The sequence below is a fragment of the Acinetobacter zhairuonensis genome (genome assembly GCF_022601715.1).
Lineage (GTDB): Bacteria > Pseudomonadota > Gammaproteobacteria > Pseudomonadales > Moraxellaceae > Acinetobacter.
The window spans coordinates 124,493-140,242 of the sequence record NZ_JAKVIM010000003.1; the positions used below are offsets into that span (position 1 = coordinate 124,493).

A 15,750-nucleotide genomic window follows, 5' to 3' on the forward strand; every position below is an offset into this window, starting at 1 on the left:
AACGTAATTGATGCAATTTAAGCAAAATGTACGCCAACTTTGAGTCTGGCGTGTCAAAGTTGAACCTTTATTAAAAAAATGCGCTGAAATTGGACTTTATTAAAATTATAAGCTGAAGATAGTGGGTAGATAACTTTTAAAATGCATTAAATTGGTGCAATTGTAAATATATGAATCAAACGGTGGATTAATTTTGGTGCATTACAGAAAGAGTAGAGTTACCACCTATTTTTATGAATCGAAAAGTCTTACAATACGCGGATTCTAGTGGAGTGCAGATTCATGAAGTCCCCCAAAGTCGGTTTTGTTTCTTTAGGTTGTCCTAAGGCATTGGTAGATTCAGAACGAATTTTAACTCAGTTAAAGACTGAAGGTTATGATGTGGCATCAGATTATGATGGTGCTGATTTGGTTGTTGTTAATACCTGTGGTTTTATTGAATCTGCAGTACAAGAATCATTAGATGCGATTGGCGAAGCAATGAGCGCCAATGGTAAAGTTATTGTGACAGGTTGTTTGGGTAAAGACGAAGATAAAATTCGTGAAATGCACCCTAATGTCCTTAAAGTCACAGGTGCGGCAGCTTATCAGGATGTCATGGAAGCAGTGCATGAATATGTACCTGCGCCACCAAAGCACAATCCATTTATTGATTTGGTCCCTGAGCAAGGCATTCGTCTGACACCAAAACACTATGCATATTTAAAAATATCGGAAGGATGTAACCATCGTTGTACCTTCTGCATTATTCCGAGTATGCGTGGCGATTTGGTCTCACGTCCTGTAGGTTTAGTACTTGATGAGGCAGCTGCATTAAAACGTGCAGGTGTTAAAGAAGTCTTGGTGATTTCTCAAGATACTTCGGCTTATGGTGTAGATACCAAATATAAACTGGATTTCTGGAATGGTCAGCCAGTCAAAACCAAATTTTACGACATGTGTGAAGCCTTGGGTCAATTAGGGATCTGGGTTCGACTGCACTATGTCTATCCGTACCCGCACGTTGATGCTGTTATTGATTTAATGGCGCAAGGTAAAATCTTGCCATATTTAGATATTCCTTTTCAGCACGCCAGTCCGCGCATCTTGAAATTGATGAAGCGACCAGCCCATAGTGAAAATACTTTAGAGCGTCTTAAATTATGGCGTGAAAAGTGCCCTGAATTGGTAATTCGTTCAACATTTGTGGTCGGTTTCCCCGGCGAAACTGAAGAAGATTTTCAATTGTTGTTGGATTGGTTGAAAGAAGCACAGCTGGATCGCGTAGGCTGCTTTACCTATTCACCAGTTGAAGGTGCTACAGCGAATGATTTACCTGATCATGTGCCTGAAGAAATTAAACAACAGCGTTATGAGCGTTTTATGGAGGTTCAGCAAGAAATTTCTGCTGCAAAACTCCAAAAGCGTATCGGTCAAGTCATGACAGTATTGGTAGATGATCTTGAAGAAGAGTTTCCTGTTGCAGTTGCGCGTTCTTATGCGGATGCGCCAGAAATTGATGGAAATGTCTTTGTCGAAGATATCGACAAGAATCTGATTAAAGCTGGTGATTTGCTTGAAGTTGAAATTACCGATGCAGATGAATACGACTTGTTTGCGAAGTTGATTCGAGTGAAATCGGCTTAAGTAAATCCATATATAGAAAAATAGAAATTAAGTTAATTTGGAGTTTGGAATGTCAGATTCAAAGAATCCACGCTATTCACGCATCTTGCTAAAACTTTCGGGTGAAGCGCTTGCGGGCAATAAAGACATGGGTATCGATGCACAAGTGCTCGATCAAATGTCACTATCAATTGCGCATTTGGTTGGTTTAGGTGTACAGGTTGGTATTGTTGTTGGTGGTGGTAACTTATACCGTGGTAGCCAGTTGCAAAAAGATGGTTTGGTTGGTCGTGTAACGGGTGATCAAATGGGTATGTTGGCAACGGTGATGAACGGTTTAGCAATGCGTGATGCATTGGTGCGTCGTAACATTAAAACGCGTTTAATGTCAGCCTTACCAATTGGTACTGTGGTGGAATCATATTCTAGCCGTGATGCCATTCGTCACCTTACACAAGGTGAGGTGTGCGTATTCGTTGCAGGTACAGGTAATCCATTCTTTACCACCGATACTGCTGCTTGTTTACGTGGTATTGAAATTGAAGCGAGCCTCATCTTAAAAGCAACAAAAGTTGATGGTGTTTATAATAAAGACCCAAGCAAATTTGATGATGCGGTTAAATATGATCACTTAACATTCGATCAAGTGTTGGATGAGAAATTGGGTGTGATGGATTTAACTGCAATTTGCTTGTGCCGTGACCATAATGTTCCACTTCAAGTGTTTGATATGAACAAGTCTGGCGCATTGCTTTCTGTGGTTATGGGTGAAAAAGAAGGGACTCACGTTACGAATTAATGTACGTGAGCCCGAAAGCTCTTTATACTACTCGCTATTTTAGTAATTACATCTTTAAGAATTAAGTAAGGAAGATCATATGATTAACGATCTTAAAAAAGACGCAGAAGACCGTATGAACAAGTCGCTTGACTCGTTGGAACATGGTTTTGCAAAGGTTCGTACTGGACGAGCGCATCCATCCATTCTGAACGGTGTAATGGTTCCTTACTATGGCTCTGATGTTCCTTTAAATCAGGTGGCAAACGTCGGCGTTGAAGATTCACGCACTTTAATCATTCAACCATTTGAACGCACAATGGTTGCTGCAATTGATAAAGCGATTCGTGAATCAGATTTGGGTCTCAATCCAATTACTGCGGATGCGATTCGTGTACCAATGGCTGCACTGACTGAAGAAACGCGTCGTGACATGCAGAAAGTTGCGCGTAACGAAGCTGAAAATGCGAAAGTTGCGATTCGTAACATTCGTCGTGATGTATTGGGTGATCTCAAGGCATTGTTGAAAGAAAAGGAAATTTCTGAAGATGATGAGCGCCGTGCAGGTGATGATATCCAAAAAATCACTGATAAATACGTTGCTGAAGTTGAAAAACGTTTGGCTGCTAAAGAAGCTGAATTGATGAAGGTCTAAATTAATGACCTCATCTGAAGACGCTACACATCTTCCAAAACATGTTGCCATCATTATGGATGGCAACAACCGTTTTGCCAAAAAAATGCAAATGCAAAAGGGGGCGGGACACCGTGAAGGTAAAAATGTCCTTGATCCGATTGTTGAGCATTGTCGAAAAAGAAATATTCAAGCCTTAACTGTTTTCGCATTTTCAAGTGAGAACTGGAATAGACCTCAGTTTGAGGTGGATTTGCTGATGAATTTGTTGGAAGAAACAATTCATGAGCAAATCCCGCGCATGGAAAGATTTGAAATTGCTTTGCGATTTATTGGTGATCGTTCTCGCTTGTCTCCGCATTTACGCGAGTTAATGTTGCATGCCGAGCAAAGGACTGCTAAGTTCACTCAAATGACTTTAACCATAGCAGTCAGTTATGGTGGTATGTGGGACATGGCGCAAGCAGCTCAGCAAATTGCTCAAGAAGTAAAAGCTGGAAAGCTTGAGGTTGAACAGATTAATGCTGAACTTATGGGGCAGTATATTAGTTTGTCTGATTTGCCTGCTGTAGATTTGCTGATTCGTACAGGTGGAGATTATCGACTGTCGAATTTCTTGCTTTGGCAAGCAGCCTATGCAGAGTTGTATTTTACTGAAACTTTATGGCCTGAATTTGGTGTGCAAGAGTTTGATTATGCACTTGAAGTCTTTGCAGGGCGTGAGCGTCGTTTTGGTAAAACGTCTGAGCAAATTCAACAAGATAAATTTGAGAATTAATAAATGTTAGAGCGGATTATTACCGCATTGGTATTGGTGGCAGTTGTACTAAGTTGTATGTTTGCTACTCAATCACAGTATCCGATGTTGATTCTGATGATTGTTGCCGCTGGGGTTGCTGGCTATGAGTGGTATAAGCTCATGCCTAGAAAAACAAATCAAATCATCAAGCCTTTTGCCTGGTGCTACGGGCTTGTCACTGCAGCATTAGCAACTTTGGCGTTATATTTTAAAGACATTGCACTTTTATTGTGGTGTGCTTCTATTTTATCTTGGTTAGTCAGTGTTTATTGGGTGAAAAATTACCCAGAATATGATGGTTGGTATAACAATAGCCTCTATTTCTTGGGTTTTGTGCTGATTGCTGCAGCCGTTACCGCTATTTTCGCGCTATGGTTTAGTTCTCCATGGTGGTTAATGTATTTGTTCTTGCTGGTTTGGGGCGCAGACAGTGGAGCTTATTTTGTCGGACGAAAGTTTGGTAACAAGAAGCTTGCACCTGATGTTAGTCCGAATAAATCTGTAGAGGGTTTGTACGGTGGAATTTTAACTTCAATGATTATTGTGATTGCGGTTGAGATTCTGTATCTGGATTTAACTTTAGCACAACATATTTTATTTTTGATTCTCTCTATAGTCACAGTGTTTAGTTCGGTATTGGGTGACTTGTTTGAGTCAATGATCAAGCGTCGCGCTGGAATTAAAGATTCTGGTCGCATCTTACCTGGGCATGGTGGGGTTTTAGATCGTATCGATTCATTATTAGCCGCAGCGCCAATCTTTGCTGCGGGTATGTATGTGTTAAAACTTATTGGCGTAGATTTGTAAATGTCACAAGCTGTTTGTATCTTAGGTGTAACGGGTTCTATTGGTCAAAGTACCTTAAAAATACTGCAACAGCATCCTGAAGACTATTCTGTCTTTGCGATTACGGCATTTAGTCGAATTCAGGAGCTGGTACAAATTTGTAAGCAGTTCCGACCTAAAGTTGTGGTGATTCCCTCGGTGAAAGAACAGGAATTACGACAACTTTTTTTACAGGAAGATCTTCAAGATATTGAAGTTTTGTTTGATGAGGTGGGCTTAGAGGCTGTGGCCAGTCATCCAGAAGTGGATGTGGTTATGGCTGCGATTGTTGGAGCTGCAGGACTATTGCCGACCTTGGCAGCAGTTAAGTCAGGTAAAAGGGTGTTGCTTGCCAATAAAGAGGCACTTGTGATGTCGGGCGACTTGATGATGCAAGCTGCACGCGATCATCAAGCTTTATTATTGCCTGTAGACTCCGAACACAATGCTATTTTCCAATGCCTTCCAGAACAATATTTAAATGCAGAGCGTAATGGGCAGCCGAAATTAGGTGTGTCGCGTATTCTGTTGACTGCATCGGGAGGTCCATTTTTAAACCATTCATTAGATCAGCTGCATGGTGTTACGCCAGCCCAAGCTTGTAAGCACCCGAATTGGTCTATGGGGCAAAAAATCTCGGTGGATTCAGCAACTTTAATGAATAAAGGGCTTGAGTTAATTGAAGCGTGCCATCTATTTGCAATTTCAGAACATTTTGTAACAATTGTAGTTCATCCGCAGAGTATTATTCACTCCATGGTGCAATATGTTGATGGTTCAACATTGGCGCAAATGGGGAATCCAGATATGTGTACTCCTATTGCACATGCTTTAGCTTGGCCGAAGCGTATTGATACTCATGTTCCAGCTTTGGATTTATTTGTAAATCATCGTCTTGATTTTCAGGAACCAGATACGACTCGTTTTCCTGCATTAAGTTTGGCTCGCCAATCGATGCAAGCGGGTGGTTTGGCACCTGCGATTTTAAATGCGGCAAATGAAGTTGCGGTGGCATCTTTCTTGCAAAATCAGATTCGTTTTACAGATATACCTGTTGTGGTAGAACATACATTGAATCAGGTTGAAAATGGTTCTGCTGATTCGATTGATTTAATCTTACAAGTCGATTCAACTGCCAGATCAATTGCTCAGCAGTTTGTAAGCGGTAAAGGAAGCTAACATGAATGCCTTGTTTATTATTGTTGCGGCAATTTTATTGCTCGGGCCGCTCATTGCAATTCATGAGTTCGGACATTATTTTGTTGCACGTAAACTCGGCGTTAAAGTTTTAGTTTATTCGATTGGCTTTGGTCCAACTGTTCTGAAGTGGACATCTAAAAAGTCAGGCATTCAATATCAATTGTCAGCTTTACCTTTGGGTGGTTATGTCAAAATGCTGGATGAGCGTGAAGGCAATGTTGCAGAAGCTGATTTGCCGTATGCCTTCAATCGTCAGCATCCGTGGAAACGTATTGCCATTGTCGCTGCTGGACCTTTAATTAATCTTATTTTTGCAGTTTTATTATTTTGGGTGTTGTTTTTACCCGCTCAAGAACAATTAAACACGCGTGTTGGTAAGGTTTTAATAAATTCGCCTGCGGCAACAGTACAAATGCAAGTTGGTGATAAGATCACCGCTGTTGATGGTGCAAAGACTACGACGTGGGAGCAACTTAATTTTGCTCTGGTTGATCGTGCGGGTGAAACAGGTGTGATTCATATCGATGCTGATCGAAATGGACAACTCAAATCCTTTGAATTGCCAATTCAAAACTTCTTGAAAGATCAAAATCAATCGCCTTTAGATAGTCTTGGATTTATCCCTTATCGTCCACATATTCCTGCAACTGTGATGAAATTGAGTGAAGATGGTGCGGCAATTCGTCAAGGGATGAAGGAGGGTGACCGCATTGTTGCAATTGATGGGGTCAAGATGAAGGACTGGTTTGATGTGGTTGAGGTGGTGCAAGCATCGCCTGAGAAACTGCTCAAGATTGATGTCTTGCGTCAAAATCAGTTGGTGCATTTGGAAGTTATGCCACAAGGCAAGCGAGATAACATGGGTAATGTGTCTGGCGTGCTTGGTGTGCAAAATAACCCAGGCAAGGTGGTTATTCCTCAAGAATACAAGCAAACCATTCAATATGGTCCTGTTGAGGCTTTTGGCAAAGCCTTCGACAAGACTGGACAAATCAGTACCATGATCCTGAATTCTATAGTGAAAATGGTACGAGGTTTAATTGGGTTGGAAAACTTATCAGGTCCGATCACGATTGCTAAAGTCGCTGGACAAAGTGCTGAAATGGGGTGGCAAACTTTCATTTCATTCATGGCACTCATGAGTGTGAGTTTGGGGATATTGAACTTGTTGCCGATTCCTATGTTGGATGGTGGGCATTTGGTTTACTACTTTATAGAATTGATTCGTGGTAAACCTGTTTCTGAACAAATACAATTGGTTGGTTTAAAAATTGGTATGGTACTGCTGGGTAGCATGATGCTCCTTGCATTATTTAATGACTTTATGCGTTTATAACAACGTTGCTTTGAAATTAACATCGGAAAAGACTGGCATGCAGCACACACATTTATTTATGCCTTTGGCACTGGTTAGTGCTATGGCAGCAGTACAACAAGTATATGCAGCGGATGAATTTATTGTTCGTGATATAAAAATTGATGGACTCGTTCGTTTAACTCCTGCCAATGTGTACACCATGTTGCCAGTGCGTAGTGGTGATCGTGTTGATGATCAAGCTATTTCAAATTCAATTCGTGCATTGTATGCATCGGGTATGTTTGATGACATCAAGGCATCTCAAGAGGGTGATACACTTGTTTTCAAAGTGGTTGAGCGTCCACTAATTTCTAAAATTGAGCTAAAAGGCAACAAACTCATTCCTAAAGAAGCGTTGGAAGAAGGTTTGAAAAAAATGGGCTTAGCTGAAGGTGAGGTGTTAAAAAAATCGACACTTCAAACCGTTGAGTCCGAACTTGAACAACAGTATGTTCAACAAGGTCGTTACGATGCAGATGTCAAAGTTACAACCACAGCTAAGCCGAATAACCGTGTAGATTTATTGCTTGAATTTAACGAAGGTCAAGCTGCTAAAGTTGTTGATATTAATGTTATTGGTAATACTGTATTTAGCGATAGCGATATTCAACAGGCTTTTGCTGTTAAAGAAAGTAGCTGGAGTTCAATTGTTTCACGTAATGACCGTTATGCACGTGAAAAAATGGCGGCAAGCTTGGAAGCATTACGCGCTTTGTATTTGAATGCAGGTTATATCAACTTCGATATCACGAACTCAAGTCTGAATTTAAGTGAAGATAAAAAACGTATTTTCATTGAAGTTTCTGTGAATGAGGGTCAGCAATTTAAATTTGGTGAAACCAAGTTTTTAGGCGATGCATTGTATAAGCCTGAAGAACTTAAGGCGATGCAAATTTATAAAGATGGATCGACGTATTCTCAAGAAAAAGTAAATGCGGTTAAGCAGTTATTATTACGTAAATATGGTAATGCGGGTTATTACTATGCGGAAGTGAATGTGGTTCCGCAAATTAATAATGAAACGCGTGTGGTTGACCTAAATTACTATATTAATCCAGGTCAGCAAGTTACAGTACGACGGATTAACTTTACGGGTAATACTAAAACTTCAGATGAAGTATTACGTCGTGAAATGCGCCAAATGGAAGGTGCTTTAGCAAGTAATGAAAAAATTGACTTGTCTAAAGTACGTTTAGAGCGTACGGGATACTTTAAAACGGTAGATATTAAACCGACACGTATTCCAAATACGCCAGATCAGGTCGATTTGAATGTAAATGTTGAAGAACAGCATTCAGGTACAAGTACTTTGGCTGTCGGTTACTCGCAAAGTGGTGGTGTGACATTCCAAGCGGGACTCAGTCAAACCAACTTTATGGGTACGGGTAATAGTGTTGCAATTGACCTGTCACGCTCTGAAACCCAAGATTACTACAACTTGAGTGTAACCGATCCGTACTTCACAATTGATGGTGTGCGTCGTGGTTACAATATGTACTACCGTAAGACCAAGCTAGATGATGACTATAACGTCAATAACTATGTAACGGATAGTTTGGGTGGTGGTATTAACTTTGGTTATCCAATTGATGAAAACCAAAGTATCAGTGCGGGCTTAAATATTGACCAAACTGAAGTGACAACAGGTCCTTATGTGTCGACCTATGTGCGTGATTATTTAATGGCACATGGTGGTAAAGTTAAAGACACATCAACATATTGCTTAGTAGATCTAACAGAAGCTAACAATTATACCTGTCCAGAGGATAGTGTCTCAAATCCGTATAATTCTGAATTTTCTGGTGACTTCTTAACCTACAACTTTACTTTAGGTTGGTCGTATAACACTTTAAACCGCCCGCAATTCCCAACTTCAGGTCAATCGCATCGTGTGAATGCTGAAATTGCACTACCTGGTAGTGATGTGGAATATCAAAAAATTACCTACGATGCGCAAGCCTTTTTACCTCTAGGTAAGGACTTTGTATTACGTGGCTATGGTAAGTTAGGTTATGGTAACGATTTACCATTCTATAAAAACTTCTATGCAGGTGGTTATGGGTCGGTACGTGGTTATGACAACAGTACCCTAGGTCCAAGATATGATGGTGTTTATTATAGTGAAACTGGTCAAACGGACCCTTCACCAGAAGAAGTGGGTGGTAATGCTTTAGTTCAATTTGGTACTGAGCTGGCACTACCTTTACCATTTAAAGGGGATTGGACTCGTCAAGTTCGTCCAGTATTGTTTGCAGAAGGTGCTCAGGTCTTTGATACACAATGTGATGTATTTGCGACTGATGCTGCGAAACAGACATGTAAAGATAAATATGGTTTCGATTTAGGTAACATGCGTTATAGCGTGGGTGTAGGCTTTACCTGGATTACCATGATTGGTCCATTATCATTAAGTTATGCATTCCCATTAAATGATAAGCCTGGTGATGAAACTAAAGAGCTTCAATTTGAAATTGGTCGTACTTTCTAAGTACGATCTTTTCTAATAGAACAGAATATAGAATAAGGTCTAAAAATGCGTAAAATAATCAAGGTATTAGCATTTGCTAGTATTTCACTCAGTTCAATGGTTCATGCTGCGGGCTATGGTGTGGTCGATTTAGAGCAAGTGGTAGAAAACAGTACTTACCTCAAAGCTCAGAATACAACGCTGCAACAGTCCATTAAGCCGCAGACGACTCGCTTAGAGCAATTGGGCAAAGAGTTGGATGCCATGAAGCAAAAGGCACAAGCTTCCAAATTGTCTGAAGCAGAAATGAAGAAAATGAGCGCTGAATACCAAACTAAGTTGAATGAATTAAATGGCATTCAACAAGGTTTGCAAACTAAAGTACAAGCCTCTTTGCAAGTGATGAATAAGACGTTAGATGCTCGAATCAAGCAAGTTGCTGAACAATTGCGTAAAGAAAATAGCTTAGATGTAGTTTTGAATAAAAACTCTGCGCTTGCCTATGACGCTAAGTACGATTTAACTGATAAAATGATTCAAAAGGTTAATGCAATTAAGTAATCAATGAATCTTAACAAAAAATGTTTAAAAGACCTCGCTCACCTTGTTCAAGGTGAGTGTCTCGGTCAATCCGACCTTGTTATTCAAGGCTTAGCGAGTCTGGATACTGCCTCTCAACAACATATCTCCTTTGTCTCAGATGAGAAATATCTGGATAAGGCGTTAGCGTCCCGAGCTGGTGCTCTGATTGTCACTAAAGCTCTACAAGAAAAACTGCATAGCCATCAAAATTTCATTTTGGTTCCTAACCCTTATCTTGCTTTTGCAATTTTGACTCATGTGTTTGAGAAAAAGCATACTGAATTCGGGATTGAAAGCACAGCAAAAATTCATCCCTCTGCAATTGTGTCTGATACTGCTTATATTGGTCATTATGCTGTCATCGGTGAAAATTGTGTGGTTGGTGATAACACTATAATTCAAGCACATGTTCGTATTGATGATGATGTCGAGATTGGTAAAGATGGTTTCATTGATTCGCATGTCACTTTAACGGGTGCATGTAAAATTGGTGATCGAGTGCGTATTCATGCCAATACTGTGATTGGTAGCGAAGGATTTGGTTTTGCGCCATATCAAGGAAAATGGCACCGTATTGCGCAATTGGGATCAGTGATCATTGGTCATGATGTGCGAATTGGCTCAAATTGTAGTATTGATCGTGGTGCTTTAGACGATACTATTTTGGAACATGGTGTTAAGATTGATAACCTTGTGCAAATCGCCCATAACGTTAAGATTGGTGAAAACACTGCGATTGCGGCTAAGTGTGGTATTGCGGGCAGTACAACAATTGGCAAAAACTGTATCCTTGCAGGTGCTTGTGGTGTCGTAGGGCACATTAGCATTGCTGATAATGTAACGATTACGGCAATGTCAATGGTCACAAATAATATTTACGAAGCTGGAAGTTATTCTGGTGGGACAGGATTATTTGCAACACCACAGTGGAAGCGGACAGTTGTACGGTTCAGACAATTAGCAGATGTGCCATTGACCCAATTAGTCAAACGACTTGATCATATGCAGACTCAAATTGAGTCCCTTGAATCAACTTTTAAATTGCGTAAATAGAATTATGATGACTGAGTCTACTTTACTACCATTTACGAAACCAGAATTGCCAATGCATATTCAACAAATTCGTGAATATTTACCACACCGTTATCCATTCTTGTTGGTTGATCGCATTGTAGATGTAACTGATAATGGTATTGTTGGTTATAAAAACGTTTCAATCAACGAAGAGTTCCTACAAGGACATTTCCCAAACTACCCAATTATGCCAGGTGTGCTAATTGTGGAAGCTTTGGCTCAAGTGTCTGGTATTCTTGGCTTTATTATGAACAATGAGAAGCCGAGTGAAGGTTCTTTGTTCCTTTTTGCGGGTGCAGAGAAGGTAAGATTTAAAAAACAGGTGGTTGCAGGCGACCAACTTGTATTAAAATCAGAATTGATTATGCAAAAACGTGGTATTTACAAATATAACTGTATTGCTACTGTTGATGGTGTTGTTGCAACAACCGCAGAAATCATGGTTTATCATCAGAAAGTATAGAGTAGGCATGAGCAATAACGAATTAATTCATCCAACCGCTATTATTGACTCATCAGCAGTAATTGCTCCAGATGTGCAAATTGGACCGTATTGTATTATTGGTCCTCAGGTCACAATTGGAGCAGGCACAAAACTTCATTCACATGTTGTGGTTGGGGGGTACACGCGTATTGGAAAAAATAATGAAATTTTCCAGTTCGCAAGTATTGGTGAAGTATGCCAAGATTTGAAATACCGAGGTGAAGAAACTTGGTTGGAAATTGGCGATCACAATACGATTCGTGAGCATTGCAGCTTACATCGCGGCACTGTGCAAGATCAGTCTTTAACCAAAATTGGTAGTCATAATCTATTAATGGTGAACACGCATATTGCGCATGACTGTATGGTGGGTGATCATAATATTTTTGCCAATAATGTAGGTGTTGCTGGACACGTTCATATTGGTGATTACGTTATTGTTGGTGGAAACTCTGGTATTCATCAGTTCTGTAAGCTTGCTTCATACAGTATGGTGGGTGGGGCGTCTTTAATCGTGAAAGATGTTCCAGCATATGTCATGGCTTCTGGTAATCCTGCACATGCATTTGCTATGAATGTTGAGGGTATGCGTCGCAAAGGTTGGTCTAAAGAAGTAATTCAAGGTCTACGTACAGCATTCAAACTCATTTATAAAGAAGGTTTGACGACGGTTGAGGCAGTTGAGCGAATCCGTCAGGAAATTTTACCGACGGTTGCTGAAGCTCAATTGTTAATTGACTCTCTAGAGCAGTCTGAACGCGGCATCGTTCGTTAAGTTTCGCATTATAAAAAAGACACCATATGGTGTCTTTTTTTATTTCTTGAAATAGCTAGCTTCTTCGCTTTTAGGATATTGTTTTAATAGTTTAGCTTTATATTGATTAGCTAATGCTGTATTGCGGTCAACATCTTTTGCGATGCTATAGAGTTGATATAGGGCACGAGAAGCTTTGGATGATTGTGGATATTGATTGACAACAATGTTGTAATTCTTTTTAGCTTCGGTGTAGTTGGTTGGTTCAATTGCTAGATTGAATTCTGCGAGCCAAAAATACGCATTGCTGATGTAGATACTGTTGGGGTGATTTTTAATAAAGTTTTGCATCGGTGCAATGGCTTTTTTAGCACCACCTTGTTTGTAAGCGTCTAATGCAACGGTATAGGCGGCTTTCTCTAGCTCCGTTGCTTGCTGATTTGTCGTAACAGGCACATTGGTGCTTGACGTGCTAGGTGTTTCAGGAGTTGCAGCAGCTGGACTATTGGCTGAATTTACGGCTGCTGTGGCGGTTGCGCTGATGCTGGGTGAACTATCCTGTTGTTTATCCTCCGTTTGAGTCACACTCTCAGGATCAACCTTTTGTTGTAAGAGTTCTAAGCGTTGATCTAAGTCAGTATAGCGATTGTTGAGTTCATTTTTAAGCTGTTCAATCGTATTTTCTTGTTCTTCAATTCGACCACGTAAGCTTCGAATGTCATTCTCAAGTTGTTGATTTTTTTGCATGATTTGCCAGTTTATATTGGTGGGTACATTGGCTTCAGCAACGGGTGTGTTTGTTGTTGTATTATAATTTGAGCTTGAATTTGAACCAGAATCAGTTTGGCTTAATCCGCGATTTTCAATAGGGATATTGGCGAAAATAGAAGTGGTGCTGAGTAAGGTGAGTGCATAAATTGCATGCTTAAATTGCATCATAAAACATATCCATTTTGTATTACTTGCTTAAAGCCTTGAGTTTGTATGGCTTTATTCATTTCATATTGAACACATTTAAAATGCTCAAGCACTGAAATGCAATAAGTGTTTTCAATCTTGTCGTATGTTTAAGGTAAACTCAAAATGGAATATGGATAGAAATTGCAATAAATGCATATATTTGTATTTTAAATAGACAAATGAATAGCTTAGGTGAATAAACCAAGAATAAGTGCTTGCAACTTGGGTAAAAATCTCTATACTCTGTTCTTGCAATGGTAGCCCTGCCGGTTACTTCGCAATTGCACTCTGCGAACCCCGCCAGGACCGGAAGGTAGCAACGGTAGTAGAATTGTGATGTGCCGAAGTTTTGCTGGTAGGGTTGCCACCATTTTATTCTTATAATATTTAATTTTTCTCTTTTATTTATTCTTCAAATTCCTTTCTGTTAATTGCTTTCATAATTGCATCCATATCAAATCCTCTGTACTGTAAAAAACGAATTTGCTTTGCTTTTAGTTTTGGGTCTTTTTCTACGGTCGAGCCGAATTTCTTGAGTTTGAGTTGATAAGCCTGTTCTGCCCAATCAATTTCCTTTAATTCTTCTTGAATTAATTCACTGTTTATTTTTTTGTTTTTTAATGCCAGTTTAATGCGCTGAGGACCTTTTCCTTTGCGTTTTTGGCTCGACAGTACAATTTCAGCTACACGTTGGTCACTTTGATAATTATTGTTTGATAGTTCTTCAACCAGATTGACCACTTCCTCTCGATTTACTGCATAGGTCGCTAGCTTCTCAATTAGCTCTGCTTTGGAGTATTCCTTGCGTGTCAGTACGGCAAACGCATAAGAGCGCAGACGTGAGCCAGTGAGTCCTGTATTTTGTACAACTTCAGTTTCTATCTCTTCATGATTGTACTGAGTTGTTTGTGATTCTTGAGGTGGTGTCTGTTTGGCATCTGATGTGCCAAATTCTTGCTTAAGACTCTCGTAGTTCAATAGTTTAGGAAATTTAGATGGGCTCATATTAGTTCGAATCTTGGATTGAAAAACGCCCCGAAGGGCGTTTTGGTATAACGGGCATATTTTGTAGAGTACCTAATGGCTTAAGCATCAAGGAGTAGATCAGGTTCTTCTTCCTCTTTATCCTCTACGGTTACATTACCTGTTGTTAATAACTGGTCACGGATAATACGTTCAACTTCTTGCGCCAATTGTGGATTCTCTTCAAGGTGGCGAATTACATTATTCTTGCCTTGACCAATTTTGTTGCCTTGATACGAATACCAAGCACCAGCCTTTTGAACGATGTCTTGTTGTACCGCAAGGTCAACTAATTCGCCTAACTGATTCACACCTTTGCCGTAAAGAATTTGGAAAAGCGCTTCTTTGAAAGGAGGTGCCATTTTGTTTTTAACGACTTTAACTTTGGTTTCTGAACCAATAATTTCATCGCCTTCTTTCACTTGACCAACACGACGAATATCTAAGCGTACTGACGCATAGAATTTTAAGGCATTACCACCAGTGGTAGTTTCTGGGCTACCGAACATTACACCAATCTTCATACGGATTTGGTTAATGAAGATTACCATACAGTTCGAACGTTTCGCATTACCTGTAATTTTACGCAGCGCCTGACTCATTAGGCGAGCTTGTAAGCCCATGTGTGAGTCACCCATTTCACCTTCGATTTCGGCGCGAGGGGTAAGAGCAGCCACGGAGTCGACAACGATAAGGTCGATTGCACCAGAGCGAACCAGCATGTCTGCAATTTCGAGTGCTTGTTCACCATTGTCTGGTTGAGAGACGAGTAGATTGTCAATGTCGACGCCAAGCTTACGTGCATATTGTGGATCAAGTGCATGTTCAGCATCGATGAAGGCACAAGTACCACCAGCTTTTTGACATTGTGCAATTGCTTGTAATGTCATGGTTGTTTTACCAGAAGATTCAGGACCGTAAATTTCAACGATACGACCTTTAGGTAAGCCACCAATACCGAGTGCGATATCCAGTGTTAATGAACCTGTTGAAACCGCTTCAACGGCTTGCACGGTATTATCGCCAAGGCGCATGACTGTATTCTTACCAAATTGTTTTTCAATTTGGCTTAGGGCAGCATTTAGTGCCTTGCTTTTATTCTCATCCATCTCTCAACCTCAAAACTATGTCACTTCATTTCTAACTAAAGTGGATGTATTGCATTACAAACGTTTTCCACTTCAGTATAGTGACAGAATTATTCCTGT

Annotated in this window: 15 protein-coding genes and 1 other RNA gene; 13 read left to right on the forward strand and 3 right to left on the reverse strand. The window is 40.1% G+C overall.

Annotated elements, in window-relative coordinates:
• The first annotated feature begins 282 nt into the window (after positions 1 to 282).
• The 12 genes from rimO to lpxA all read left to right on the forward strand — a co-directional run bounded on the left by rimO (position 283) and on the right by lpxA (position 12,580).
• Complete coding sequence (gene rimO, locus MKI85_RS03670; RefSeq protein ID WP_241625086.1) at positions 283 to 1,626, forward strand: 30S ribosomal protein S12 methylthiotransferase RimO; 1,344 nt, start codon at positions 283 to 285, stop codon at positions 1,624 to 1,626.
• 49 nt (positions 1,627 to 1,675) lie between these two features.
• A complete protein-coding gene (pyrH, locus tag MKI85_RS03675) occupies positions 1,676 to 2,404 on the forward strand; it encodes a UMP kinase (protein WP_100242445.1) in 729 nt (242 codons plus the stop codon).
• A gap of 79 nt (positions 2,405 to 2,483) precedes the next feature.
• Entirely contained in the window at positions 2,484 to 3,038 is a 555-nt protein-coding gene (frr, locus tag MKI85_RS03680) for a ribosome recycling factor (RefSeq protein WP_241625088.1), read from the forward strand.
• Between the two features lie 4 nt (positions 3,039 to 3,042).
• A complete protein-coding gene (gene uppS / locus MKI85_RS03685) occupies positions 3,043 to 3,795 on the forward strand; it encodes a polyprenyl diphosphate synthase (RefSeq protein ID WP_241625091.1) in 753 nt (250 codons plus the stop codon).
• A 3-nt stretch (positions 3,796 to 3,798) separates the two neighbouring features.
• Entirely contained in the window at positions 3,799 to 4,623 is an 825-nt protein-coding gene (locus MKI85_RS03690; RefSeq protein WP_241625093.1) for a phosphatidate cytidylyltransferase, read from the forward strand.
• On the forward strand, positions 4,624 to 5,820 hold the full coding sequence (gene ispC, locus MKI85_RS03695) for a 1-deoxy-D-xylulose-5-phosphate reductoisomerase (protein WP_241625096.1): 1,197 nt from the start codon (positions 4,624 to 4,626) through the stop codon (positions 5,818 to 5,820).
• A gap of 1 nt (position 5,821) precedes the next feature.
• A complete protein-coding gene (gene rseP, locus MKI85_RS03700) occupies positions 5,822 to 7,177 on the forward strand; it encodes an RIP metalloprotease RseP (protein ID WP_241625098.1) in 1,356 nt (451 codons plus the stop codon).
• Positions 7,178 to 7,214: 37 nt separating this feature from the next.
• Entirely contained in the window at positions 7,215 to 9,686 is a 2,472-nt protein-coding gene (gene bamA / locus MKI85_RS03705; RefSeq protein ID WP_241625100.1) for an outer membrane protein assembly factor BamA, read from the forward strand.
• A gap of 45 nt (positions 9,687 to 9,731) precedes the next feature.
• Positions 9,732 to 10,226 carry an OmpH family outer membrane protein gene (locus MKI85_RS03710; protein ID WP_241625102.1) on the forward strand — a complete coding sequence of 165 codons (495 nt, stop codon included), beginning with the start codon at positions 9,732 to 9,734 and terminating at the stop codon, positions 10,224 to 10,226.
• Positions 10,227 to 10,229: 3 nt separating this feature from the next.
• Positions 10,230 to 11,300, forward strand: a complete 1,071-nt coding sequence (gene lpxD, locus MKI85_RS03715; RefSeq protein WP_241625104.1) for a UDP-3-O-(3-hydroxymyristoyl)glucosamine N-acyltransferase — start codon at positions 10,230 to 10,232, stop codon at positions 11,298 to 11,300.
• Positions 11,301 to 11,307: 7 nt separating this feature from the next.
• A complete protein-coding gene (gene fabZ, locus MKI85_RS03720) occupies positions 11,308 to 11,784 on the forward strand; it encodes a 3-hydroxyacyl-ACP dehydratase FabZ (protein ID WP_241625106.1) in 477 nt (158 codons plus the stop codon).
• Between the two features lie 7 nt (positions 11,785 to 11,791).
• The gene (gene lpxA / locus MKI85_RS03725) at positions 11,792 to 12,580 is read left to right on the forward strand and encodes an acyl-ACP--UDP-N-acetylglucosamine O-acyltransferase (protein ID WP_241625108.1); all 789 of its coding nucleotides are present in this window, start codon (positions 11,792 to 11,794) and stop codon (positions 12,578 to 12,580) included.
• Between the two features lie 39 nt (positions 12,581 to 12,619).
• Here the strand turns inward: lpxA and MKI85_RS03730 are convergent, their stop codons facing one another.
• Positions 12,620 to 13,498: a YbgF trimerization domain-containing protein gene (locus MKI85_RS03730; protein WP_241625110.1), complete on the reverse strand. Its 879-nt coding sequence runs from the start codon at positions 13,496 to 13,498 to the stop codon at positions 12,620 to 12,622.
• A 285-nt stretch (positions 13,499 to 13,783) separates the two neighbouring features.
• On the opposite strand from MKI85_RS03730, the gene ffs reads away from it, so the two are divergent.
• Positions 13,784 to 13,880: signal recognition particle sRNA small type (gene ffs / locus MKI85_RS03735), an RNA gene on the forward strand.
• Positions 13,881 to 13,924: 44 nt separating this feature from the next.
• Here ffs and MKI85_RS03740 read toward each other — a convergent pair.
• Both MKI85_RS03740 and recA read right to left on the reverse strand, forming a co-directional pair.
• Entirely contained in the window at positions 13,925 to 14,524 is a 600-nt protein-coding gene (locus MKI85_RS03740; RefSeq protein ID WP_241625112.1) for a regulatory protein RecX, read from the reverse strand.
• Between the two features lie 80 nt (positions 14,525 to 14,604).
• Positions 14,605 to 15,651 carry a recombinase RecA gene (gene recA, locus MKI85_RS03745; RefSeq protein ID WP_241625114.1) on the reverse strand — a complete coding sequence of 349 codons (1,047 nt, stop codon included), beginning with the start codon at positions 15,649 to 15,651 and terminating at the stop codon, positions 14,605 to 14,607.
• Positions 15,652 to 15,750 lie beyond the last annotated feature (99 nt).